Source organism: Flavobacterium sp. Flavsp81 (assembly GCF_059491325.1).
Genome location: NZ_CP168505.1, coordinates 4,159,174 through 4,183,055 on the forward strand (window position 1 = coordinate 4,159,174; position 23,882 = coordinate 4,183,055).

At 32.0% G+C, this 23,882-nt stretch carries 22 protein-coding genes and 1 riboswitch; of the genes, 4 read left to right on the top strand and 18 right to left on the bottom strand.

All coding sequences use genetic code 11. The features are described from left to right. Window positions 1-150: 150 nt before the first annotated feature. From thiS to ACEN92_RS17565, 3 genes are all read right to left on the bottom strand, one after another. The gene (gene thiS / locus ACEN92_RS17555) at window positions 151-357 is read right to left on the bottom strand and encodes a sulfur carrier protein ThiS (protein ID WP_495639627.1); all 207 of its coding nucleotides are present in this window, start codon (window positions 355-357) and stop codon (window positions 151-153) included. Between the two features lie 87 nt (window positions 358-444). Next, a riboswitch (TPP riboswitch) is annotated at window positions 445-541 on the bottom strand. 99 nt (window positions 542-640) lie between these two features. Then, window positions 641-1,204, bottom strand: a complete 564-nt coding sequence (locus ACEN92_RS17560) for a DNA-3-methyladenine glycosylase I (protein WP_495639628.1) — start codon at window positions 1,202-1,204, stop codon at window positions 641-643. Between the two features lie 5 nt (window positions 1,205-1,209). Next, the gene (locus tag ACEN92_RS17565) at window positions 1,210-1,878 is read right to left on the bottom strand and encodes a queuosine precursor transporter (RefSeq protein WP_495639629.1); all 669 of its coding nucleotides are present in this window, start codon (window positions 1,876-1,878) and stop codon (window positions 1,210-1,212) included. 152 nt (window positions 1,879-2,030) lie between these two features. Here ACEN92_RS17565 and ACEN92_RS17570 point away from each other — a divergent pair, with 152 nt between their 5' ends. Further along, window positions 2,031-4,115 carry a M3 family metallopeptidase gene (locus tag ACEN92_RS17570; RefSeq protein ID WP_495639630.1) on the top strand — a complete coding sequence of 695 codons (2,085 nt, stop codon included), beginning with the start codon at window positions 2,031-2,033 and terminating at the stop codon, window positions 4,113-4,115. A 72-nt stretch (window positions 4,116-4,187) separates the two neighbouring features. Here ACEN92_RS17570 and tsf read toward each other — a convergent pair whose 3' ends face one another. From tsf to rplM, 4 genes are all read right to left on the bottom strand, one after another. After that, complete coding sequence (tsf, locus tag ACEN92_RS17575; protein ID WP_495639631.1) at window positions 4,188-5,150, bottom strand: translation elongation factor Ts; 963 nt, start codon at window positions 5,148-5,150, stop codon at window positions 4,188-4,190. A 136-nt stretch (window positions 5,151-5,286) separates the two neighbouring features. Then, window positions 5,287-6,108 (bottom strand): 30S ribosomal protein S2, encoded by an 822-nt coding sequence (gene rpsB, locus ACEN92_RS17580; protein ID WP_495639632.1) that lies wholly within the window; start codon window positions 6,106-6,108, stop codon window positions 5,287-5,289. Between the two features lie 176 nt (window positions 6,109-6,284). After that, window positions 6,285-6,671, bottom strand: coding sequence for a 30S ribosomal protein S9 (gene rpsI, locus ACEN92_RS17585; protein WP_007808909.1), 387 nt, complete (start codon window positions 6,669-6,671; stop codon window positions 6,285-6,287). After that, window positions 6,671-7,126, bottom strand: a complete 456-nt coding sequence (gene rplM / locus ACEN92_RS17590) for a 50S ribosomal protein L13 (RefSeq protein WP_007808911.1) — start codon at window positions 7,124-7,126, stop codon at window positions 6,671-6,673. Before rplM ends, rpsI begins: the two co-directional genes overlap by 1 nt. A gap of 441 nt (window positions 7,127-7,567) precedes the next feature. Between rplM and ACEN92_RS17595 the strand changes: the two genes are divergently transcribed. Beyond that, complete coding sequence (locus tag ACEN92_RS17595; protein WP_495639633.1) at window positions 7,568-8,593, top strand: LacI family DNA-binding transcriptional regulator; 1,026 nt, start codon at window positions 7,568-7,570, stop codon at window positions 8,591-8,593. On the opposite strand, the gene ACEN92_RS17600 is transcribed toward ACEN92_RS17595, so the two are convergent. From ACEN92_RS17600 to ACEN92_RS17615, 4 genes are read right to left on the bottom strand one after another with little or no spacing between them, the layout of a single operon-like run. Then, entirely contained in the window at window positions 8,576-9,250 is a 675-nt protein-coding gene (locus ACEN92_RS17600; RefSeq protein ID WP_495639634.1) for a methyltransferase, read from the bottom strand. The two genes, ACEN92_RS17595 and ACEN92_RS17600, sit on opposite strands and share 18 nt — an antisense overlap. Window positions 9,251-9,259: 9 nt before the next feature. Then, complete coding sequence (locus ACEN92_RS17605; RefSeq protein WP_495639635.1) at window positions 9,260-10,774, bottom strand: B12-binding domain-containing radical SAM protein; 1,515 nt, start codon at window positions 10,772-10,774, stop codon at window positions 9,260-9,262. Window positions 10,775-10,776: 2 nt separating this feature from the next. Continuing rightward, window positions 10,777-11,856, bottom strand: coding sequence for a radical SAM protein (locus ACEN92_RS17610; RefSeq protein ID WP_495639636.1), 1,080 nt, complete (start codon window positions 11,854-11,856; stop codon window positions 10,777-10,779). A 36-nt stretch (window positions 11,857-11,892) separates the two neighbouring features. Next, a complete protein-coding gene (locus ACEN92_RS17615; protein WP_495639637.1) occupies window positions 11,893-13,062 on the bottom strand; it encodes a polysaccharide biosynthesis protein in 1,170 nt (389 codons plus the stop codon). 249 nt (window positions 13,063-13,311) lie between these two features. Between ACEN92_RS17615 and ACEN92_RS17620 the strand changes: the two genes are divergently transcribed. Continuing rightward, a complete protein-coding gene (locus ACEN92_RS17620; RefSeq protein WP_495639638.1) occupies window positions 13,312-14,829 on the top strand; it encodes a hypothetical protein in 1,518 nt (505 codons plus the stop codon). 170 nt (window positions 14,830-14,999) lie between these two features. Further along, complete coding sequence (locus tag ACEN92_RS17625) at window positions 15,000-15,710, top strand: hypothetical protein (protein WP_495639639.1); 711 nt, start codon at window positions 15,000-15,002, stop codon at window positions 15,708-15,710. Between the two features lie 82 nt (window positions 15,711-15,792). Here the strand turns inward: ACEN92_RS17625 and ACEN92_RS17630 are convergent, their stop codons facing one another. From ACEN92_RS17630 to ACEN92_RS17660, 7 genes are read right to left on the bottom strand one after another with little or no spacing between them, the layout of a single operon-like run. Then, complete coding sequence (locus tag ACEN92_RS17630) at window positions 15,793-17,358, bottom strand: glycosyltransferase family 87 protein (protein ID WP_495639640.1); 1,566 nt, start codon at window positions 17,356-17,358, stop codon at window positions 15,793-15,795. Beyond that, complete coding sequence (locus ACEN92_RS17635; protein ID WP_495639641.1) at window positions 17,355-18,101, bottom strand: glycosyltransferase family 2 protein; 747 nt, start codon at window positions 18,099-18,101, stop codon at window positions 17,355-17,357. Before ACEN92_RS17635 ends, ACEN92_RS17630 begins: the two co-directional genes overlap by 4 nt. After that, a complete protein-coding gene (locus tag ACEN92_RS17640) occupies window positions 18,101-19,219 on the bottom strand; it encodes a hypothetical protein (RefSeq protein WP_495639642.1) in 1,119 nt (372 codons plus the stop codon). Before ACEN92_RS17640 ends, ACEN92_RS17635 begins: the two co-directional genes overlap by 1 nt. A gap of 5 nt (window positions 19,220-19,224) precedes the next feature. Then, window positions 19,225-20,607 (bottom strand): B12-binding domain-containing radical SAM protein, encoded by a 1,383-nt coding sequence (locus ACEN92_RS17645; protein WP_495639643.1) that lies wholly within the window; start codon window positions 20,605-20,607, stop codon window positions 19,225-19,227. Then, window positions 20,604-21,386, bottom strand: coding sequence for a class I SAM-dependent methyltransferase (locus ACEN92_RS17650; RefSeq protein ID WP_495639644.1), 783 nt, complete (start codon window positions 21,384-21,386; stop codon window positions 20,604-20,606). Before ACEN92_RS17650 ends, ACEN92_RS17645 begins: the two co-directional genes overlap by 4 nt. Further along, the gene (locus ACEN92_RS17655; RefSeq protein WP_495639645.1) at window positions 21,376-22,836 is read right to left on the bottom strand and encodes a B12-binding domain-containing radical SAM protein; all 1,461 of its coding nucleotides are present in this window, start codon (window positions 22,834-22,836) and stop codon (window positions 21,376-21,378) included. Before ACEN92_RS17655 ends, ACEN92_RS17650 begins: the two co-directional genes overlap by 11 nt. Next, a complete protein-coding gene (locus tag ACEN92_RS17660; protein ID WP_495639646.1) occupies window positions 22,829-23,731 on the bottom strand; it encodes a nucleotidyltransferase domain-containing protein in 903 nt (300 codons plus the stop codon). The genes ACEN92_RS17655 and ACEN92_RS17660 overlap by 8 nt, the downstream gene beginning before the upstream one ends. Between the last annotated feature and the right edge of the window lie 151 nt (window positions 23,732-23,882).

Genomic DNA, 23,882 nt, shown 5'->3' on the forward strand with positions numbered 1-23,882 from the left:
CTGCCAGGGATAGCAGTGTAAAAGCCCGTAAAGAAGGAAACCTTAGAAAACAAGGAATAAAAAAGCGACCAGCGGAAGCTTTGTTATGACTATGTTTTTGTGGTTGACGACTGCGGACTTGTAACGGATAGCCCGTTTCGTGCAGCCAAATTACCCTCCTTGTGTGGCAGAAATAATTAAAATTTCGTCAGTTTCGGATACAAAGTGTTGGCTCCAATTTGTTTTTGGAACAACGGTATTGTTAATGGCAACGGCGATTCCGTTTTGTTTGTTGGGAATTTCGAGATCAAGCAATGACTGAACGCTTAGCGATTCGGCATTGAATTGTTTGATTTGTTGGTTGATTTTTAGTTCCATTCCTTTCTAAAGTTTAGTTAATGTAGAGATGCACAGCAGTGCGTCTAAACCTTAGGAATGGCTGTAATTACGCATAAAAATGCGGTCAGAAGTCATCTTACTTTTCCCTACGCTAGTATTAACCAGATCAGGTTCAGAGGGTAAAATCTCAGCCTGCGCGATGCAGACACCCCTAAAGTGTGAAGCAAATATAGATAATTTTTGTTTAAAAGTTTCAAGTTTCAGGTTTCAAGTTGTGAAAAAACTGAAAACTGTCGTCAAATCTGAGACTGAAAACCTGATTTTATTTTATTCTTGTCCAGCAATCTTCGGCGTGATCATTGACCATTCCGGTGGCTTGCATGTGCGCGTAAACTACTGTTGAACCCACAAATTTAAAACCTCTTTTTTTTAAATCTTTACTGATTTCATCCGAAAGCGGAGTAGTAGCAACATCTTTTGAGGTTTTTGGATTGTTTATGATGGGTTTTCCGTTGGTGAATTTCCAGATATAATTTGAGAAACTTCCGAACTCTTCCTGAATTTTCATAAATGCCTGTGCGTTTGAAACGGCCGCTTTTATCTTCAGCTTATTTCGGATTATTCCGGTGTTTTGCATTAATTCTTCGATTTTGTCTTCAGAATAATCAGCAATTTTTTTATAGTCGAAATGATCAAAAGCATTCCTGAAATTTTCTCTTTTATTTAAAATCGTAATCCAACTGAGTCCTGCCTGAAAAGTTTCCAGAATCAAAAATTCGAATAGAGTAGGGTCATCATAAACCGGAACACCCCATTCTTCGTCATGGTATTTTTTATATAAATCGCTGGAAGTGCACCAGCTACATCTTACAGGACCTTGTGTCATTATTTTTAATTTTGATCATTTTTATTTTCGTCTTCTTCCAGATACTTCTTAATCAAATGATGCCCGAGATATATTAACGGAGTTAATAAAACAGCAACCGAAAGTTTGAAAACATAACCCGTTAATCCTGAAGAAATATAAGTGTTAAAATCAATTTTACCAGGCAGCCAAAAAGCAATTCCAAGAACAATAAAAGAATCGAATAATTGTGAAATTACTGTTGAACCAGTTGTTCTAAGCCATATTTTTTTATTTCCTGTTCTATTTTTGAAGAACCAAAATATCCAGACATCAATTAATTGTGAGATTATGAAAGCTATAATGCTTCCAACAATAATCCACATACTCTGACCAAAAACTGCCTGAAACTGTTCGTCGTTTACAGGGCTTATTCCTTTTGCTGCCGGAATTACAATTGCCATGAATAATATCAGGAATGCGTAAGCGATCAGGCAAGCTGTTATAAAAGAAAGTTTTTTAACTCCTTTTTCTCCAAAATATTCATTGATTAAATCTGTAGTCAGAAAAACAATTGGCCAGGGTAAAATTCCAATACTCATTACAAACGGGCCAATCTGAATTAATTTTCCTCCGATTAATTCGGCTACTACAGCATTAGTGATAAAAATTCCTGCAAGGATGACAAAAACGATTTCTTTTTTGGTTTTGAACATATTTATTTCGGTAAAGACATTTCAAATTTAAGATTTTTATATTTAAGTTGCAGATTCAGTTCATAAATAAAAAGGAGCAATTTTAAGGCAATAAAATGGTAAATTTGAATTTGATTATCTTACAGAATAAATGAACCATTTTTTAAAAAATTATGAATACAGACACTTCACTTAATTCTCAATTGGGTTATCAGAATCCATTGCTTCAAAAATGGACTGGACCTTATGGAGGAGTTCCTTCTTTTGATGAATATAAAGTTTCGGATTTTAAGCCTGCAATTGAAATTGCTATTGAGGAAAATTTACACGAATTAGATACGATTGCAAATAATAATGAAGCACCTTCTTTTGATAATACTATCACTGCTCTGGAACTTTCAGGTAAAACTATAAAAAGGATTTACGAAATCTATGAAGTTTACAGTTCAAATATTTTTACTCCGGAATTTGGAATTGTAGAAACTGAAATGTCTCCAAAATTGTCTGAGTTGAATGATAAAATGTATCAAAATCAAAAACTTTTTTTGAGAATAGAGGCTATATATAACTCAAAAGAGTACAAAGATTTAGATAGTGAACAACAGCGCCTGGTTTGGTGGTATTATACCAATTTTGTTCGTGAAGGAGCGAAATTAGATAACAGTGACAAGGAAAAAGTTGGGAAGATCAATCAGGAATTAGCAAGTCTTTTTACCAGATTTAGCCAGAATTTATTAGCGGAAGAACAAAATCAGTTTATTGAATTAACAACAGAAAATGATTTTGACGGTTTGCCGAATGAAATAAAAAATGCTGTTATTGCTGAAGCTAAAGCGAGAAAAATTGATACTTTAGGTTGTGTTGCAAATACACGGTCTTCTATTGAGCCATTTTTAACATTTTCTAATCGGAGAGATTTAAGACAAAAAGCATTTGATATTTTTGTAAAACGAGGAGATAATGGTAATGAAAATGACAATAATGCGATACTGGTTTCTATTTTGAAATTGCGTGGTGAAAAGGCAACATTATTAGGGTATTCTTCTTTTGCAGACTGGAGTCTGTCGAACAAGATGGCAAAAAGCCCCAAAGAAACATTAGAATTGATGGAATCAGTATGGAAACCTGCAGTAGAGAAGGTACATCAGGATGTTGATGCCATGCAAAAAATGGTGGATGTCGAAGGAGGTAATTTTAAAATTCAACCTTGGGATTATAGATATTATGCTGAAAAAGTTAGGAAATCCAAATATGATTTAGATCAGAATGAAGTAAAGCAATATTTGCAATTAGAAAATTTACGTGAAAGCATGTTTTGGGTAGCGGGCGAATTGTTTGATTTTAGTTTTAAACAAATTAATGATATCCCTGTATTTCATTCAGATGTGCGTGTTTGGGAAGTAAGTAATAAAGTGACAGGGAAAATTATTGGATTGTGGTATTTTGACCCATATGCAAGAGCAGGAAAACGTTCCGGAGCATGGATGAGTTCTTATCGTGATCAGCAAAAGTTAAGTGACGTACTTCCGATTGTATCAAATAATTGCAATTTTATAAAAGGAAATGCAAATGAACCTGTTTTGATTTCCTGGGATGATGCTACCACTTTATTTCACGAATTTGGACATGCACTTCATGGATTATGTTCTAATGTTACTTATCCGAGTTTGTCAGGAACAGCAGTTGCCAGAGATTATGTTGAATTTCCTTCGCAACTATTGGAGCATTGGCTTGCTACTCCTGAAGTATTGAATAAGTTTGCATTACATTATAAAACTAATGAGCCATTACCGAAATCAATGGTTGACAGAATAGAGCAAGCTGCAAATTTTAATGAAGGTTTTGCAACTGTAGAAACAATATCCAGTTCTTTTGTTGATATGAAACTTCACTTAACAACTGAAACCATAGATCCGGTTAAATTCGAAAAAGAGACATTAGAAAAGCTAAACATGCCTTCAGAAATTGTAATGCGTCACAGAATTCCACAATTTGCGCATATTTTTTCTGGTGATGGTTACGCTGCCGGATATTATAGTTATTTATGGGCGGATGTAATCAATGCAGACGCATACGAAGCTTTTATTGAAGGAAACGGACCTTATGATAAAGAAATAGCAAACAGACTATACAATACTGTTTTTAGTGTTGGAAATACGATCGACAATGAAAAGGGGTATGAAAATTTCAGAGGAAGAGCTCCTAAATCTGATGCCCTAATGAGAGCTAGAAATTTCCCGATTACAGACAAAAAGTAGAAATACAAAAATTACTTAAATACAAAAAAGCCCGAATAAATTAATATTCGGGCTTTATATTGAAATAATATATTAACCTAAAGTAACTCTTTTGAAACCTGTAATTTCAACGTTGAATCCTTTAACATAATCACTGACTTTTTTACTGTCATCTTTGATGAAGTTTTGGTCTAATAAGGCTTTCTCCTGGTCCAAAGTAGTATTGTCAGAGATGAAACGTTGAACTTTTCCTGGAATAATTTTATCCCAAATTTGTTCTGGTTTACCTTCAGCTTTTAATTCAGCTTTAGCATCTTCTTCAGCTTGTTTGATAACTTCTTCTGTTAATTGAGAGTAAGAAATATATTTAGGAACATTTTTTAAAGTTTTTCCTAAACGTTTTGCCTCTTCATTATCTTTTTCGATTACAGCAATACGAGCAGCAAGTTCAGATTCAACGAAAGCAGGATCAAAATCTTTGTAAGATAATGTATCAGCTCCCATAGAAGCAACTTGCATGGAAACATCTTTAGTTAAAACGTCAGCGTTAGGAATTGCAGCAGAAATTGCAGTTAATGCAGCAATTTTGTTAACGTGAACATACGATCCAACGAAAGCACCTTCTAAAATTTCAAAACCACCGATTTCGATTTTCTCACCGATAACACCAGTTTGCTCGATTAATTTTTCAGCAACAGTAATTCCGTTGAAATCTGAAGCTAAAAATTCTTCTTTAGAAGAGAAGTTAATAGCTCTTTCTACTAATTCTTTAGCTAACGTTACGAAAGCCTCATTTTTACCTACGAAATCTGTTTCGCAGTTTAAAGTGATGATAGCTCCTTTAGTTTTGTCAGCGTTAACAAAAGAAACAGCAGCTCCTTCAGAAGACTCACGATCAGAACGGTTAGCAGCAACTTTTTGTCCTTTTTCTCTAAGGTTTTGTATAGCTTTATCGAAATCTCCATCAGCTTCAACTAAAGCTTTTTTACAGTCCATCATTCCGGCACCTGTAGTTTGTCTTAATTTATTTACGTCTGCAGCAGTAATTGTTGCCATAATATTTTGAATTTTAATGTTAAAAGTAAAAATTCCATCTTTTAAATTCCAAAATCCAATTTTAATAAATTATCAACATAACGTTTTTAATTATTCTTGGATTTTGGAATTTAAAATTTGGAATTTAAAATTTGATTTATTCTTCAGTTGCAGGAGCAGCAGCTTCAACAGCTGGTGCATCCTCTACAGCCGGTGCAGCTTCAATAGCAGGAGCAGCAGCTTCAGTAGCAGGAGTCTCTTCTGTAAAAACGTCAGCTTCTTTTTCAGAACCTCTGTCAGAAAGACCGTCGATTACAGCAGCAGTAACTAAAGATAAAATTTTGTCAATTGATTTAGAAGCATCATCATTTGCAGGAATAACGTAATCAACCTCTCTTGGGTCAGAATTCGTATCAACCATTGCGAAAACTGGAATGTTTAATTTTTGAGCTTCTTTTATTGCGATATGTTCAGCTTTGATATCTACTACGAACAATGCAGCTGGTAGTCTTGACATGTCAGCAATTGAACCTAAGTTTTTCTCTAATTTAGCACGTAGACGATCAACTTGCAAACGCTCTTTTTTAGATAGAGTCATGAAAGTACCATCTTTCTTCATTTTATCAATAGAAGACATTTTTTTAACTGCCTTTCTGATAGTTACAAAGTTAGTTAGCATTCCACCAGGCCATCTTTCAGTGATGTAAGGCATGTTTGCAGCCTTTGCTTTTTCAGCAACGATGTCTTTTGCTTGTTTTTTGGTAGCTACGAATAAGATTTTTCTACCTGATGCAGCGATTTTTTTCAAAGCTTCATTAGCTTCTTCAATTTTTGCTGCAGTTTTATATAGATTGATAATGTGAATACCATTACGCTCCATATAAATGTAAGGGGCCATGTTTGGATCCCATTTTCTAGTCATGTGTCCAAAGTGAACACCTGCTTCTAGTAAGTCTTTTACTTCTATTTTGTTTGCCATTTTTGTACTAGTTTACGTTCTGTTGATTAGCAATGTATAAATGGCGGTTTCCCAGGCTTTATACATTTAGATGCTAAACTATTTCCTGCCTCGACAGGAGAGCAACAACAACTGTGTTTTTTAATTTCAATAAATAATTGATGATGTCCTGTACCAAATGTACAAGACAGGTAATATTAACGTTTAGAGAATTGGAATCTCTTACGAGCTTTCTTCTGACCGAATTTCTTACGTTCAACCATTCTTGGATCTCTTGTTAATAAACCTTCTGGTTTAAGGATAGCTCTGTTTTCAGCATTTACTTCACACATAACGCGTGCCAATGCCATTCTTACAGCTTCTGCCTGACCAGTTGAACCACCTCCGTAAACGTTTACTTTTACATCAAAATTGTTTACATTTTCTGTCATAGACATTGGTTGTAAAACTTTATATTGTAAAGTTGCAGTTGGAAAGTAAGTTGCGAATTCTTTTTTGTTTACAGTGATTTTTCCAGTTCCTTCAGAAACATATACACGTGCAACAGCGGTTTTTCTTCTACCGATTTTGTGAATAACTCCCATTACTTAAGATCGTTTAGGTTAACAGTTCTAGGTTTTTGAGCTCCTTGTTTGTGCTCAGATCCTACAACAACATTTAGATTTCTAAAAAGTTCAGCTCCTAATTTATTTTTAGGTAACATTCCTTTTACAGCTTTCTCTACTAATAATGCAGGGTTTTTAGATTGCAATACTTTAGCAGTTAAAGTTCTTTGTCCTCCTGGGTAACCTGTATGACGCATGTAAATTTTGTCATTCATTTTTGTACCTGTAAGGTTAATTTTTTCTGAGTTGATAACAATTACGTTATCTCCACAGTCAACGTGCGGTGTGTAACTTGGCTTGTACTTACCTCTTAAGATCATTGCAACCTTTGAAGCAAGACGTCCTAAGTTATGACCTTCAGCGTCAACAACAATCCACTCTTTCGTTACAGTGGCTTTGCTAGCTGAAATTGTCTTGTAGCTTAATGCGTCCATAATATTATTTTAATTAAACATTCCATCCCCAATAAAGGGGATGCAAAAGTACAATTAATTATTTTAAAACCAAATACCTTAAAAGATTATTTTAACTGCTGAAAATCAGGAGTTATTTTTTTATCTAAAACAATCAAAAAAACATTTTTGCTCCCTTTGGCAAAGATGGTTTAAGCAGATGATAAAAATAAATAAATTACATTATAATATATTGACTGTTTCTGCAACTTGTTGTTTGTTAAGTGATTCTTTATAATCTTCTAATTTTGTTAACTTAGGAGGTTTTGTAAAAAGCAATTTTAATCAGTGCTGGTTTTATCCTTTTTATGATTCAGTTAATATAAAGGTGACATAATAAAATTTTAATGTAGTGTTGTGTGGTTTTTGTTGTAATTTCAGTAATTCTACTATATTTGTATTAATTCCATAAATTATGATAGAATGAAAGCTAAAGCAACTTTAAAACAAATCGCGAAAGAACTCAGTGTTTCTGTATCAACAGTTTCTAAAGCGCTTAATGATAGCCCTGAAATTAGTGAGCAAACCAAAATTAAAATCAAAGAGTATGCGAAACTGAAAAATTACAAGCCAAACGTAATTGGTTTGAATTTGAAGAATCGTAAAACAAAAACAATTGGAGTTATTATACCTAATATATTAAACTCTTTTTTTGCAAAAGTTTTTAGCGGTATAGAAAAAGTAGCTGATAAAAAAGGATATAATGTTATTACATGCATTTCTAATGAATCTTTAGAGAAAGAAATACATACACTCGAAATGCTAAGCAATGGAACTATCGATGGATTTATTTTATCTGTTTCTCAAGAAGCTCAGACGTTGCAGGATTACAGTCATTTTTCAGCAATTATAAATGATGGGACGCCAATTGTTATGTTTGATCGAATTGCTGATGAGGTAGAATGTGATAAAGTTGTGGTAGATGATTTTGATTCAGCTTTAAACTCTACGCAGCATTTGATTAATTTGGGATGTAAAAACATTGCATTAATTTCTTCAGTAAATAATCTAAGTGTTGGAAAACTAAGAGCTGATGGATATCTTAAAGCTTTAAGAGATAATAATATTCCGGTAAACGAAAAAATTATTCTCCGTACCGATTCTGAAGATGATATGAAAAGTAAAATTGATGCCATTTTTGACAATAAAATTGATGCTATTTTTGCTTTGGATGAAAATGATTCAGTTGCCGCTTTACGAGTAAGTTTGAAAAAAGGATACAGAGTTCCTGAAGATATATCTATTATTGGTTTTGCTGATGGAATTTTGGCTTCAAGACGTTTGTCGCCCAGTTTAACTACTGTTAGCCAACACGGAATTGAAATTGGCGAAGTTGCTGCTAAACGATTAATTTCGAGACTCGAAGAAAAAGAAGGTGAAACCTCCGACTATGAAACTATTGTTATTAAAACAAAACTAAAAGAGAGAGAATCAACAAGGAAGCTGTAATTTTTGTAAACCGAAAATATAATTTCTCTCTGCGATATTTTTTTTCTCCAATAACAATTCAAAAGCTATTTCATTTTTTAATGCGATAGCTTTTATTTTTTCTAGTTCGCAATCTTCGGAAAGAATCATGAAAATGCTGTTTTCAGAGGTGATAAAATCAGGCAGCTGGAAAAATAGCTTTTCAAAATAATCAAAATTTTCACCGCAAAACCAAGCTTTTTCAGCAATCGTATTTGGATTTTTGGGATAATAAGGCGGATTTATTACAATGAAATCAAACGTCTGACTTTGAATATTTTCAAATAAATCTGAATGGATAATGTCTATTGAAACGGCATTGTTTAAAGCGTTTTTTCCTAAGGCTTCCAATGCAGTTGTATTGATATCAGTTGCAGTAACGATGGCTTCTTTTTTTGCTGCTAAAATTGAAATAATTCCGCATCCACAGCCTAATTCAAGCACTTTTTTTTCTTTTAATGAAATTGTTTCGAGAAATTCCAAAAGCAATTTTGTACTGAAAGTTATAAAAGGTGGAAAAACCGTAGGTTCTACCCAAACGATAATTTTTTTATAAGTATATTTTCTGGGTTTCGACAAGTAAACAGCACTCGCTTTTTTCAGAAAAGGACTGATTATTTTTTTTATTAATGTTTTCATTTGCGGCTATTATTCAGAATAAAACCCTTCGGTTTCAGGTTGACGGTATTTCCATATTTTATGTAAAACCTTGATTTCATAAGGATAATGATAAAAATTGTATTTATATCGGAAACCGGAAATGATTTTTAACAATCGTTTTTTATACCCATGAATCCTAAAATCGGAAACGGTGGGATAATAGCCATTCAAAACTGTTTCGAAATTTTTAATTGTGTCAATCATGTATGGCTTAAGCCAGGGAGTCAGTGGATTTTTTCGCAAATCAAAATTTTCCCAGGAGGGGGAGATCCATTCTTCAAGTTGTTCAGGGAATGAAAAACCGGCATCCAGAATCTGTCTATAAAGTTCCGAACCTTCTGTTGGCACAGGACTGAAAAGATAAATAATGATTTCCGCGTTTGGGTTGATGGTTTTGATTTCCTTGATGAAATTAATATCCCAAAGAATTTGATCGTAGACTTCTTTTTCGGTTTTGGCCGGCATACCCAAAACAAAAGACAGTTCAGGAATAATATCGGCATTTTTCATTCGGAGTACAAAATCTTTAATCATTTGTCCAGTTTGTGTTCCGCCTTTGTTCATTTGCTTTAGTACTGCATCATTACCTGTTTCGGCGCCAAGGAAAATCATTTTACAACCGGCTTTTCGCATCAGTTTTAATTCGTCGTCACTATACATATTGATGGTGTCAATACGACCTTCACCCCAATAACTGATATTGTCATTCATTATTAATTCTGAAAATTCCAGCACACGTTTCTTTGAAGTAAAGAAATTATTATCGTGAAATTCAATCGCATCAATGTTGTATTTTTCTTTGAAATATTTGACATCTTCATAAATTCGGGAAGCCGACATGCCTTTCCATTTAGCATTAAAGATAGGAACAATGGCGCAAAATGAACAGGAAAAAGGGCAGCCCATACTCGAATGGTAGGACAGGGTTTTATTTCCCATAAAGGTCTTAGCCAAATAATCCTGAACCGGATAAAACGAATTTAAATAGTTATACGGAAATTTAGGCAAAGTATCCTGATCCAGCAAAGCTTCGACGGCTGTTTTTACGATTTGATTTGCATTGTCTTTATAGATTAGGTTTTTAATAAGGCTTAAATTTTCATTCGCTTCCAATGCATTGACCAATTCAGGAAATGTATTGTCACCCGGGCCATTAATTACATAATCTACACAATCCGAATTTAGTGCAACCTTGTATTGATTTGAAGCAAAATAACCGCCCCAAACAGTAATTACATTTGGATAGATTTCTTTGATTTTTTTGGTGAACGGAATGGCTTGCCTTAATTGAGGTCCGGGCATAACGGTGGAGCCAAAATATTTGAATTCGCCTGTTTTTAAATAGTTTTCAATGGTGAGCCAAGGGTCTTTTTCCAGATTTCCATCGACGAAAACGTACTCGTATTTTCCATGAATGGATGCGCCAACCTGTAAAATCGAGTTGGGAATTCGATGCTTGCCATTGGCACTTCTGGGATTGAATATGATGATTTTGTTTTTCATAATTAAAAAGCACTACAACAACGGCTACAAGCTGGAAGTAATCCGCCATTTTTGATTAAATCTGATCTAAATTGTTTTAAAACAGAAGCGTTCCATATTTGTTTTAATGATTCGGTATGAATGTTTCCAAGTTTTAAGTTATAACATCTACCATGAGCAGGGATTACACTTCCGTCAGATTTGATCATAATGTTAGAAAATACATCATTGCATATTTTTCCAATTATTTTTTCTGGTTTATGATAAAATTCAAATAGTTTTTTCTGGGAAGAAATTTCAGGAGAAAAATGGATTGGGAAACTATGTTTTGTTTTTTTTATTTCTTGAATTTCACTCCAAAGCAACTTTAAATCATAGTTGTCAATAGTAATTTCTTCTATATTAGAGGCGGTGGCAGCATAGGTATCTCCCCAAATTAAATTATGTGTGTTAGCAACAGATTGAGGTGTAAAATTAGTATGCATAAAACCAATGGTTTTTAACGGATAATCTTTAAAAAAATCGGTAAATGCTCTTAAATTTCCAATATTCCATTCTGTTATAACACAAAAAATAGAAACAGATTGATTGGGGTTTAAACGATATATTTCTTCGATGCCTTCAATAGCTTTTTGAAAAGATTTTTGATGCCCTCGTATCTCATTGTGAATATCTTGTGTCCCATCTAATGAAATATATAATTCTGTTAAACCATTATTAACTAGTTTAGCTGCATTTTGTTTTAATGTAAGCGCATTAGTGGTAATAGAGGTTTTTATATTTTTACTTTTTGCATACAATAATGATTCTTCTAAATATGGGTAAACCAAAGGTTCTGTAAATGCATATCCTAATTTTGTTTTTGGGAAAAAGGTTGCTGTTTGATCGATAATTTTTTTAATCAAATCTAATGGCATATTTAACGGATGTGTACCAATAAGGTTTTGAGCAAAATTGGTTTCTATGTTTTTAGTTCCCACATCACACATTTTACAATGTAAATTGCAAACATTATTTACACCAAGAACTATCCATTCGGGTGAGAAAAAATAGTTTTTTGGAAGTATTTTTCGGTTTGTTTTTTTTAAGACTTCTATAAGCATTTGATAGATTTTATGTAAAAGTAGTGCTTTGAAAACTCAAAGAACCTTTGTTTCTTTTTTAAAACAAAATAAATATAAAGCAACAATTTGTGATAGGCAGCCACCTGATAATGCTCCGAGTATTCCATAACCTAGATACAAAAAAAGGGAACTAAAAAGCACATTGGTAATCGCACTATAAAATAAATATAAAATTACTAACTGTTCTTTCTTTGTTTTGAACTTATTTACTATTTGAATGCCATACATATAGGACGGATAAATATAGATGAATGCCAAGATATAAAACCAAACGCTTAATTTGAGTTTTAAATAGTAAAGAATGATAAAATAACAAAAAAATAATGAAATTGGAACAATGATAAGGCCTAATAAACTCAATACTTTTTCATATTTTTTGATGACGATTGTGTTATTCCTATAAATGTTTTTGGTAAATGGGGAGTAAATAAAAACAGAGATAGTGATGATGAAAACGAGTAAACTATTTAAAATTTGATAGTTGGCAGTGGTGGATTTATCACAAAAATACTGGACAAAATAGACGTCTGATTTTGAAATTAAAAAACCAAATACAGATAACAAAAGGAAAGGTAGAGCTTTTTTATAAAAGAGGTAATCAAATTGTAAATTTTTGAAGTTAATAAAACTTCTAAAAAAAAACAAAGAAATAATACCCTTAATAAATTGGTATAAGCTGTAAATAATTGATAATTCCATACTATTTAAGCGATCTTTAAACAAAAAGAGGGTGCCGAAAAAAAGCAAAAAAGTAATCATTTCAATTATTAAAAAGAGATTGAATTTTTTTTCAAAAAAAAGAAGAGGCTCTACGGAATAACTAAAATATCGCCCCAAAATCCATAAGAAAACAAAAAAAACATTTACTGTAGGAAAAACAAAAAGCGCAATTAAACTAAAAAGAAGGACTAAAGGTAATCGGGTGATCAATATTGATGAAAAATTGGTTCTGATTTTACTCGGTTCAATACTAAATAGGCGCAATAAATATTCTTTGTTTCCCCAATTGATAATTTGTAAAGTAAACAAAGTGAACAATAAAATGGACACAAATGAACCCCAAACTTCTTTCGAGGAATAATGAATTACCAGAAAAGGAATAGTCATGCCAAATGCAGAAACCAATATTTGCCGCATTGCATTTGACGAAATAAATCCGATTCTATTTATATGCTTCTTTTTCAATTAATATTGATTTTTCTCAATGTATAAAACCCAATTCCCCCTGTCATAATCCGAAAGATAAATAATTGTTTTGTTGTTTATCAATATTGGCTTTAGCTTATTGCTCTTGTCAAATGTAAACTGTTTTTTGTTATATAAAACCTGATATTTTTTTAGCAAAGATCAATAATTCAGCTAATCGATTTATTTTATGCAAAGTAATAAATCTACATTATTATTTATTTACTTTTGAAATAAAAACAATAAAAATTGAAAAAAAAAATTAAAAATACTGCCCAAGCAAACCATTACTTAATACTAATTTTTGGGTTGCTTTCTGTTTTTGTAAAACTGTATCAAATTAGTTATCGCAGTTTTTTTCAAGATGAATTGTATTCAGTTTCTGCTGCTTTTGAACCAAGCTATAATAAATTTATTGAAAATTGGGTTTTATACGATTCTAATCCACCTTTATATTACTTTTTTCTTCGTTTTTGGCTAAAAATTGTTCCTGCAACCGAGTTTTGGGTTCGTTTGCCCTCCGTTATTTTTATTTTGATAGCTTCTTTTATTTTTATAAGGGGAATAAAAAAGCGTTTCGAAAACTTCGAATGGTTTTATCTTTTATTATTTATTGGTTGCTGTTATGGTTTTTTGTTTTTTGCCCAAGAGGCAAGAGCTTATGGTTTATTATTACTTTTAACTTGTTTGCAATTGCTTCAATTTATTGATTTATTAAAATTAAATGAAGAGGAAAAAAAATTAAATCGCATTTTTGGTTTCGCTTTACTTTCAATTTTATCTTCTTATACGCATTATACGGGCATAATATTTAGTGGTATTCTATATTTTATATTGATTTTTGAGTTTAAAAATAATTTAGTTTTCTTAAAAAAGATTTTATTAGCAATTTTGATTTCATTAATGTTAGGTATATTTTGGGTAACTAACTTTTTATTTTTCTTTCGTTTAGATAAATCGTTTATCATTCATCAAAAGTTTAGCATTATAAAAAGTATTATTCCGATGTTGTTTTTTGGATATTCAACAGTTGGGAAAGTCCTTTCTATAATATGTTTTTTTCTTTTTTTGCTACTTCTTTTTTTCTTTGTTAAAAAGGAAGTTTTATTTTCAAAAGAAAATAAAGTAATAATAAGTCTAGGACTTACTTCTATTATTATACTAATCCTTTCGCCTTTTATACCCTATTTTTTTTCGTATAGACATTATATTGTTTTTATACCAATTATACTTTTATCTTTTTCTGTTTTACTCTCTAATTTGGTAAAAATTTCTGAAATTCAAAAGAGTTTTTTATTGATTATAGGAATTGTTGTTTTAGTATTTCAAAGCTTTACACATTATAAATCGGAACGAGAAAATTGGAGACAAGCTGTAAATTATTGTATTAAAATTGCAAATAATGAAAAAACAAAAGTTATTGTTATAGGTGAGCCTTGGGAAAAGACACCAAAAGAATACTTATTAAACAATCATGGAGATTTAAACCTTTCCATTAGAAGAAAAATTTATTATCTATACTATTTTAATCAACTTAATAAAAACAAAAATATTCATCTAATTGTATTGAGGTCTAACAATAAAATAATTGAGAAATATATTGAAAATGAACTTAAAACAAAGAATAAAGTTATTATATTGTCATATACAGCTGGTTTTTCTAAAGACATACAAAAACTAAATGTTCATTGTAAAGTTATTAAAAAACAGTTTTACGGACATGTAGTTTATTATTGTTTTAAAAATAAAATTATCACATTGAAGTAAAACTAATACCTATTTATGAAATAAATAAATGTTGAAATTGAAAGAACAATTGAAGCAACCAGAATATTTGTTTTTTAAGATTTTACGCATTACTAAAAACACTAATTTGGGTTTAGTAATGCGTAAAATCTTATTTTTGTAAAATTATTAATCTAAATTATAAATCAATAATGAAAAAAACAGTAATTTTATTTGTATTATTTGCAGCAAATACTGCATTTGCTCAATGGACGACAGGGACAAATATTCTTTATACAACTACACCAGTAGTTTCAATTGGAGCTACTACTATACAAGGGCAATATGGGAATCCTCCTAACGCCAGTGTTCTTGAAATTGTTTCCGCTCAAGGGTCAGCCTCATATATAAATCTAAAATCAGGAACTAAAGGATTATTTTTAAGTGCAGACTCCATTTATGGTTTGGGTATAAACATATCTGCTAACGATACGTTTGGATTTGCTTATGGAGCAACTAATGTAATGAAAGTTAACCCAATAACTACGGGTAATCCAGGAGGGAGCCTTTCTATAGGAACTAATTTAAATCCTTCAGGTTACAAACTTGCCGTTGGCGGAAAAATTATTGCCGAAGAATTAAAAGTACAGTTGCAAAGTGCACCATGGCCAGATTATGTTTTTAGAAATGATTATAAATTGCCAACACTTGAGGAGGTAGAAAAGCAAATTCAGGAAAAAGGGCATTTAATAAATATGCCTTCTGCAACAGAAGTAAAAGAAAATGGTTTTGAAGTGGGAGAAATGACACGCATTCAACAAGAAAAAATTGAAGAATTAACCCTATATATTATTAAGTTAAACCAGCAATTAGAGGCTCAGGAAAAAAGGATGCAGGCGCTAGAAGCCAAGGTTAACAACTAAACAAAATGATGTTGATTTTGAACTTGTAAGATTTTTTAAGCAATATTATCCCATAAATTGACAATGCTTTACTTTTTTTAAATTACTTTTCAAGGTTCAAATTTAATTCTCTCAAGGCATAAAACCCAATTCCCCTATCGTAATCCGAAAGATAAATAAGTTTTTTATTGTTTATTAGCATTGGCTTTAGCTTATTGCTTTTGTCAAATGTAAACTGTTTTTTGTTATAAAAAATTTGATTATTTTTTAATTCAACCTTAATTACGGTTTGTGTTTTCAGTGCAATAGATGCTGTTTTTTCGCCCTTTTCTGTCCAATAAAAATAAGTTAATTGGTTATTTAAAATTTTGTAATCATAAACCAAAATTGGAGCATTTTTATGAAGAAAATAAGTTGAATTTACAATTTCTGACTTTTTAAATAAAGCTATTAAAAGGCAGGGAACAATTGTGCTAAGTGTAATAATTTTCCGATTTACTTTTCGGTAAATTAATGATAAAAAGAGAATAAAAAATAATGCCAAAGCAAACAATCGAAGATAAGAGAACGGAAATCTATTTTCAATAAAATAGGCCAGCGGCAAATTATTTATCAGTAATAAAAGAGAAAGAAAAAAGATTTTTTTAACATTTGAAATATTACTTTTTGTCAAAACGAAAAATGGGAACAGGAGCAAAATGAAAGTATATGTACTTCCATAAGGCGAAATTAAAATTGTAGTCAAAATCCAATACGAGAAAACAAAAAGGGAATTAGATTCTCTCTTGCCAACGAAATAACCCGTGATTATTAGTCCAACTTTTAAGGCTGATGTTAATGCGAAAAATATAATGGGAGAATTAAAGAAAGCATCAGGATTTTCAATTTCATCAAAAATCATTAATCGTTTTAAAAACATAAAAACTGATTGGTAATTGTCAACAAAGACTCCGGAAATTTCTCCATTGGAAGCTTTTGTCAACACACTTTTAAAATAAAAAATCCAAATGTCAAATCTTGTAAAAAATACTGAAATTAAAAACAGCAATGAACAAGAAATCGCAATATAAATCAAGGGTTTAAATTGTTTTTTAAACAAAAAAACAAAAATTAAAAATATTGGAAACACTTTAAGAAATATTGCCAAGCTTAAAAAAAAAGCCATTTTTTTAGGCTGCTCTTTTTCGTAGGCCAACCAAAATTCACTTAATAAAAAGAAAAGTAAAAAATAAACTTGTCCAAACAGTAATTCGTTTTTTATGGGTACAAAAAATAATATTGGAACAAGTAAAACGTGCTTTGGATTTATTTTATAAAACAAAACCAATCGGTTCAAACTGTATATAAAAAGTAATACACTTATGCTGTTGAAAACCAGTTTGGCTGTGGGTAATGACAAAAAAGATATTGGGTAAAAAACTAAAGCTAAAAAAGGAGTATTTGGAGCATAACTTGTAAATAATCCGGAATATCCAAGATTCGAAATAGCTTTATTGAACTCATAAGGAAAATAGATGGTCGAATTAAATTTGCTATTGGCTAAAAACTTTCCTCCAAAATAGTAATTTGAAAAATCGTGAACAGGGAAATCAATCGCTTTGTATGTGTAAAAAGCACAAAGCAAAATCAGTGGAATTAATCCAAAATATTTTCCTGAAAAACCTTTCATAATTTTGAGAAAAGTGAAAATGAAAAAAGTTTAGTCATTTGCAAAAAGTAACACACTGAAACTCTCAAAACACCCAATCCATAAGTGATACTTCTTTTGAAATTAATGGAACTCGCTTCTTCAAAATAATTTGCCGGACATGAAATCTCGCCAATTCGGGCCTTTTTATAGCAACATTGCGCCAGAATTTCATTGTCAAAGACAAAATCATCCGAGTTGTTTTCGAAATCAATTTTTTGCAACAATTGGGTATTAAAACAACGATAACCGGTATGATATTCGGAAAGTTTTTGATTCATCAAAACATTTTGGATAAGGGTCAAAATCCTATTGGAAACATATTTATATAACGGCATACCGCCTTTTAATGCACCTTTACTTAAAATACGCGAACCCAAAACAACATCGTACAAGTCATTGGCGACTAACGTACACATTGCCGGAATGAGTTTTGGTGTGTATTGGTAATCGGGATGCAACATCACGATAATGTTGGCGTTGAGTTGTAAAGCTTTTTTATAACATGATTTTTGATTGGCGCCATAACCTTTGTTTTTATCGTGAACGATGATGTGTTTGATACCAATTTCTTTAGCGACAGCAATCGTATTGTCCTGGCTGAAATCATCGGTAATAATTATTTCATCAACAATATCAAACGGAATTTCTTCAAAGGTTTTTTGAAGTGTTTTGGCCGCATTATAGGCTGGTAGAACGACGATTATTGTTTTGTTATTTATCATCAATTCAAATGATTAACTTCAATTTCGGATTGTTCCCGAACGCTTGAAGAAACTGGCAATCCTTGAAATGGAGCAAAATTTTCGATATCTTTTCTATAATATAAATTGCCCAAGAAAGGGAATTCGGTATAAATATGGGTTGGTAAATTTGATAATAGACCTTGAACTTGCGTTATAGGCATTTTCCATTCCAGACTCAGGCGTTCTGCCGAAGGTTCCATAAATGAAATGTATAACAACTCTGTCAAGGTGTGCTGCTGTGTTTGTGAAAAATCAACACCATCGGTCAGGGCTAATTTTTGCTTTCGATTGCTTTCGCGGTAACTGATTAAAGTGTCTTGAAATTCGTTATATGTCAGGTAACCGGCATAATTATTTTGAGTACTAAACATTTGATTGATGGTTGATTCGTGACACCACATACATTTTCCCGGTTTTCCGGCATTGGAATGGGAGGGATCGGCATTGTTTTTTCGGTTGCCGTTAATATCAAAAATGCCAAAGCGTAATTGACCGTTGGGCAATAGTTCAATAGTTTCGTACTCAAAAATTTCACCCGAAACAGGATTTACTTCTTCAGATAGAAAAATCTGATTGAAACCATTTTGTTCTGAAAACTTAATGATTCTGTTTTCAAACGAAACACTCGAATTATTTATGTATCCTTTTTGTGGAAGCAGTGTATATCGATTCAGGACTTCTGTTAGAGTTTGAGGTGTTCCGATGATTTCATAATAATGTTCTGAAGCACCAAGCAACAAAGTGATATATCTTCCTAAATCTATAGTATTTGTAGTTTGATATTCTTGTGATTCTTTAATTTTAAAATTCAGTTTTGTTAGTTTTTCAATTGCACTTTCTGAAAAGCCCAGTTTGTTTATATCTATTGAAATGATATTGTTTGAAGTTGAAATTCCGTTTAATGTGGTAGGTAACATGGCACCAACATAGGACAATCCCCATTTGAGGCCAATCAAAGATTTATCAATTGTATCATCTGGATAGGCTTTGTTCCATTTTAAATGAAGAGCATCGTTGCGGTTTTGTAATTCATAATAAGTATCATTTTCACAAGATACAAATAACAGTAAAATCGAGATAAAAAGAAGTTTTTTCATAAGTCTCACTTGCTGATTTTCATCAATCCGCTTGCCAAAATCGATTTGGTTTTCAGTTTTAAAATTTTTACGAAATCCCGACTTCCTCCTTTGATTAATTCTCGGTGAAATTCAACCTCATTTACTACTTTTTTTACTGCATAATCGTAATATTTTCGACTATAACTTCTTTTGAAATCAATTTCCCTGTCGGTTGAGGTTTCCCAGTTTGGTTGTGCCGTAATGTTATTTTCGATTTCGTTATATAGCGAAGTCCCTTTTATTGGGTATGCAATCGTTATGGTATAATGTGTAGGATTTGCCTCTTTTAAATACTGAATTGTAGTAGAAATGTCTTCTTCGGTTTCGCCCGGATATCCAAGCATTATGAACGTTCCGGTTTCGATTCCGAGCGTATTTGTGTCTTGAATTACCTTTTTTACATGATTTACATCGACACGACGATCCATCAAATCGATAATTTTTTGAGAGCCACTTTCTGCACCAATCCAAATTCTAAAACATCCGGCTTCTTTCAAAAGTTGCAGAATTTCTTCGTTCAGTCGCTCTGCCCTGGTAATGCATTCAAACCGGATTTGGGCATTTTGCCTGACAACTTCTTCATGAAAAGCAATGAGCCATTTGTGGCTAATTGTGAACACGTCATCTACAAACCATATTGCGTCAGGATTGTATTTGTCTTTAAGCATTTTCATTTCTTGGGCGACCAAATGCGCCGGTCTTCGGCGGTAACTTTGCCCATAAACTGCGGTACTGCACCATTTGCAAGTATAAGGGCAACCCCTTTGAGTGGAAATGGTCATCGAGCTTTCACCATGATTTTTCTTCCAGGTTTCAAGATATTTCCCGATTGGTATTGCATCGCGGTTTGGCAATGGCAATTCATCCAATTCCCTAAATTTGGTTCTCGCCTGTGTTTGAATGACGCTGTTGTTTTCAAAAAAAGCTATTCCGTTTATTTGGTTAAAATCACCTTTATTGATGATGGCATTATACAATTCATAAGTAGTTTCTTCGCCCTCGCCAATAATAAGAAAATCGGCTCCGGATTTTAAATAGTTTTCTATATTATAAGTTATATCCGGACCACCGAGAATAATTTTTGGAAAACCATATGATGCGGTTTTTAGAATTTTTATGAGTTTTACAACTTCTATTTTCGTCATTAAATTGGTGTAAATAGAAATGACTTTTGGTTTTTTCTCTAATATATAGTTAAGTTGATCTTTTTGGGAATAAAAAGTAGTATCGTAGACATTATTAGGGATGTCTTTGCTTATTAAATATGCGGAAACATACAACAGCCCTAATGGGGGATAGGGTTTCATTATCTTTTGTTCCTTCAAATCTCCAGAGAGATAATAGGCGTGTGTAAATAGAATACTCATTTTTTTTGAAAAAGTATTAAATAATGATCGGCATATTTTGATAGAAATGAGCAGTTTTTAATTGCCGTATCCAATTTTTTTAAAATCCACAACAGTTTCAATTTATTTTTAAAAAAGGGTTCTAAATATGATGGCGGAATAAAAAAACCAATTGGTTTAATGGAAATCATTTCAAAATCATTTCCTGATAAATTTACAATATCTTTTGGATTATAATAGAAAGTGTTTACTTTTTCTCCGTCAACATTGGCAATCACACTTTCTTTTTTTCTTCTAAAAGCCAACGATAATTTTGCTTTCGCCAAAAAATAAAAGGATTCCCAAAGAGTGTTTTTAGGCATAATCGCCAAAACCAAATGTCCTTTTCCTGAAATTAGATTTGATACGTTTTCAAAAAATAATTTTAATTCTTCTTTCGATAAACAGTTCAAGCCTCCAAAATTAGAAAAGATCAAATCAAATTTTTCATCTCCAAAAGGTTTGCCGATTTCATTGATATTTAACCGTTCAAAAGTTAGGTTTGCCAATTTTTCTTTGCTTTTTGCAATTAAAATCATCTTTTCCGAAATGTCAGTTGCGACAATCTGAAAGTTTTGTTTTGCCAGCCAAATAGCATCTTCGCCAGTGCCGCAATTGATTTCGAGAATGGTTTTGGGAGTATTATTTTTTAGAAATTTCGATAAATGTAAGTAAATGACCTCACGTTGCGCTTTTCCAATAGCAGAATTGGTAAAAGTGGAGTCATAATTTGTGGCTGCATTATCAAAATCAGCTTTCATTTTTTGATAATTTTAAAATCAAACGATCAGCAAAAGAGCTTGGAACATAATATCCGAGTTTTGCAATTGATTTTATTTTTTGAAAATTTAAATTCAGAGGATTATTTAACAAGGTTCTTAAGGTGTAAATACCCTGACTTTTTCTATATTCTTTGTGGACAAATCGTTGTAGTTTTCGATAAAAATTAGAATCAAAACTTCCGTTGAACATCATTTCAAAATCGTCAGAATCTGTCCAATTGGCTTTTAATTTTAAATCTTCTTTCACTTTTTCGTAAAAAGGTGTTCCCGGCAAAGGATAAGAAATTGAAATTCCGATGTTGTCCGGCAGCAGTTCTTTTACCATTGCAATGGTTTTTCGAATATCTTCCTTGATTTCGGTTAAATAACCAAATTGCAAGAAAAAGGCAATTTTAATTTTATGAGCTTTTAATAATCGTGTTGCCTCATAAATTTCTTCCACTTTTGTGCCTTTATCCATTGCATCCAGAATTTTTTGCGAAGCGCTTTCGGCACCTACCCAAACTTCTTCGCATCCTGATTTTGCCAAGGCCTCTATCGTATCTTCTTTTAACAATAAATCTACACGACTTTGAATGTAATAACTGATTTTTAGGTCTTTCTTCTGTAATTCTGCATTGAATTCTTGAACCCAATTGGGTTTCAATCCAAAGATATCGTCACACATCCAAAAACGACTTACACCAAATTTTTCTTGTAAAACAGCTATTTCCTTCACAATATATTCTGGCGAATGAGCATTGTATCTATTCCCATAAATGGGTTTTGCACACCAATTGCATTTGAAAGGACAGCCTCGGGTGGTTGCTAAATTCAACGTGAATGATTGCTTGCTTTTAACCCAAATGTTTTTGTATGCATGCATGTCAACCAAATCCCAAGCGGGTAAAGGCAATTCATCTAAATTTTCGAGAACCGCACGTTTTGAATTAATGGTGATAATTCCTTTTGTTTGAAATACAATTCCATTAACGATTTCGATTTTATTTCCTCTTTCGATAGTGTTTATGAGTTCTAATAAGGTTAATTCACCCTCACCCTGAATGATATAATCTGCACCTTTTTCGAGATATTCTTTATAATGATCCGTCGCATCTGAACTACAAACAATCACGATACAGTTTTCTTTTTTGCCAAATGCAATCATTTCAAAACAAGCTTCACGCATCTTCGTAAGACACATTTTCGTGAGATAATTAAAGCCGTCATCATAAATTACTAAATATTTTGGTTTTTTTTCTTTTAAAACTGATTGAATTAAAAGAGGATTTTCTAATAAATTTACATCAAATAAATCCACCAAATAGTTATTTTCGCGCATTAATGAAGCCGCATACAAAGTCCCCAAAGGAGGAAAAGGTGTTTTGTTTTTCCATTGCTTAGGGTCTAGTTTATAGTAATATGAATGCGAAAAAAGAATGTCAAGCATGTTCTTCGGTTAATTCAATATTGTGGTTTTTTTGAAATTCGATGTATTTTTCGTTTAAAGCCAAGATTACTTTTTTCTGAAAATTTAAAGGATGAGACTTTGAAATATTTTGGGTTGATTTGAGTGCTATTTTAAAATCCTCCGTCGCAATATTTTTAAATTTTGATTTCCATTTTGCTATTATAATTTTTTTAAAACCAGAATCGACAAATTCGCCCATGGTATTGTTTAGGGCAAATTCTACTGTTTTAGCGAAAAATGGTTTTTTCAAATCTCCAATAGACGATAAATCGGGCTCAAATTTTGGAAAGTAATCGTTGACCCAAAGATTTTTAGTATAAAATATTTCAAAAATTTCTTTTCCCATAACTGGAACCAAGGTTTTTAATTCGGTGGCAGTAAATCTGTTTTTTTCTTCAATTTCAAGGTTGGAAGTTGAGATGAAGTAATTAATGCAGAAATATTTTCGTGAGTTTAGCAAAAATATTTTTTTAAATAACGCCAATAATGTTCGGCAAATCCATAATCTGCCTGGTTTTGTGATTACAAAAAAATCAATATCACTCTCTTCATCATGATATCCTTTTGAAAGAGAACCGGAAATGCCCACAGCTTCCACGTATGGGAATTTCGAAATTAATTTAGCTCTTTTATTGGCTTTTATCATCGCATTGGAGGCATATAAATTTCCTTTTAACCTTTTGGTTACACTGTCCAAATCGTTCCCATAAACATAGAATTCGTCTACTGTGAATAGAATTCCTTTTTCGATTAAATACTCTAATTCTTTAGCTGTATCGGCATCATTATTATGGTTTGTATAACTGTGTATTTCCTCCAGTTTTAAAGGATGACGGAAAATAGAGAAATACAGTATAGTTTTTAAGGTCTCCAAGAGGTAATGTGTTTAGAGTCTAAAGATAAAAATTAAATTTTATTAATTTTCTTTCTGCTCATTTTTTTGAGCTTCCAGAATAATATTCAAAAAGTCAGGTTGGTTAAAAATGTTTTTCTTATCAAGAAAGAAATTTAAAGGATTGAAGACT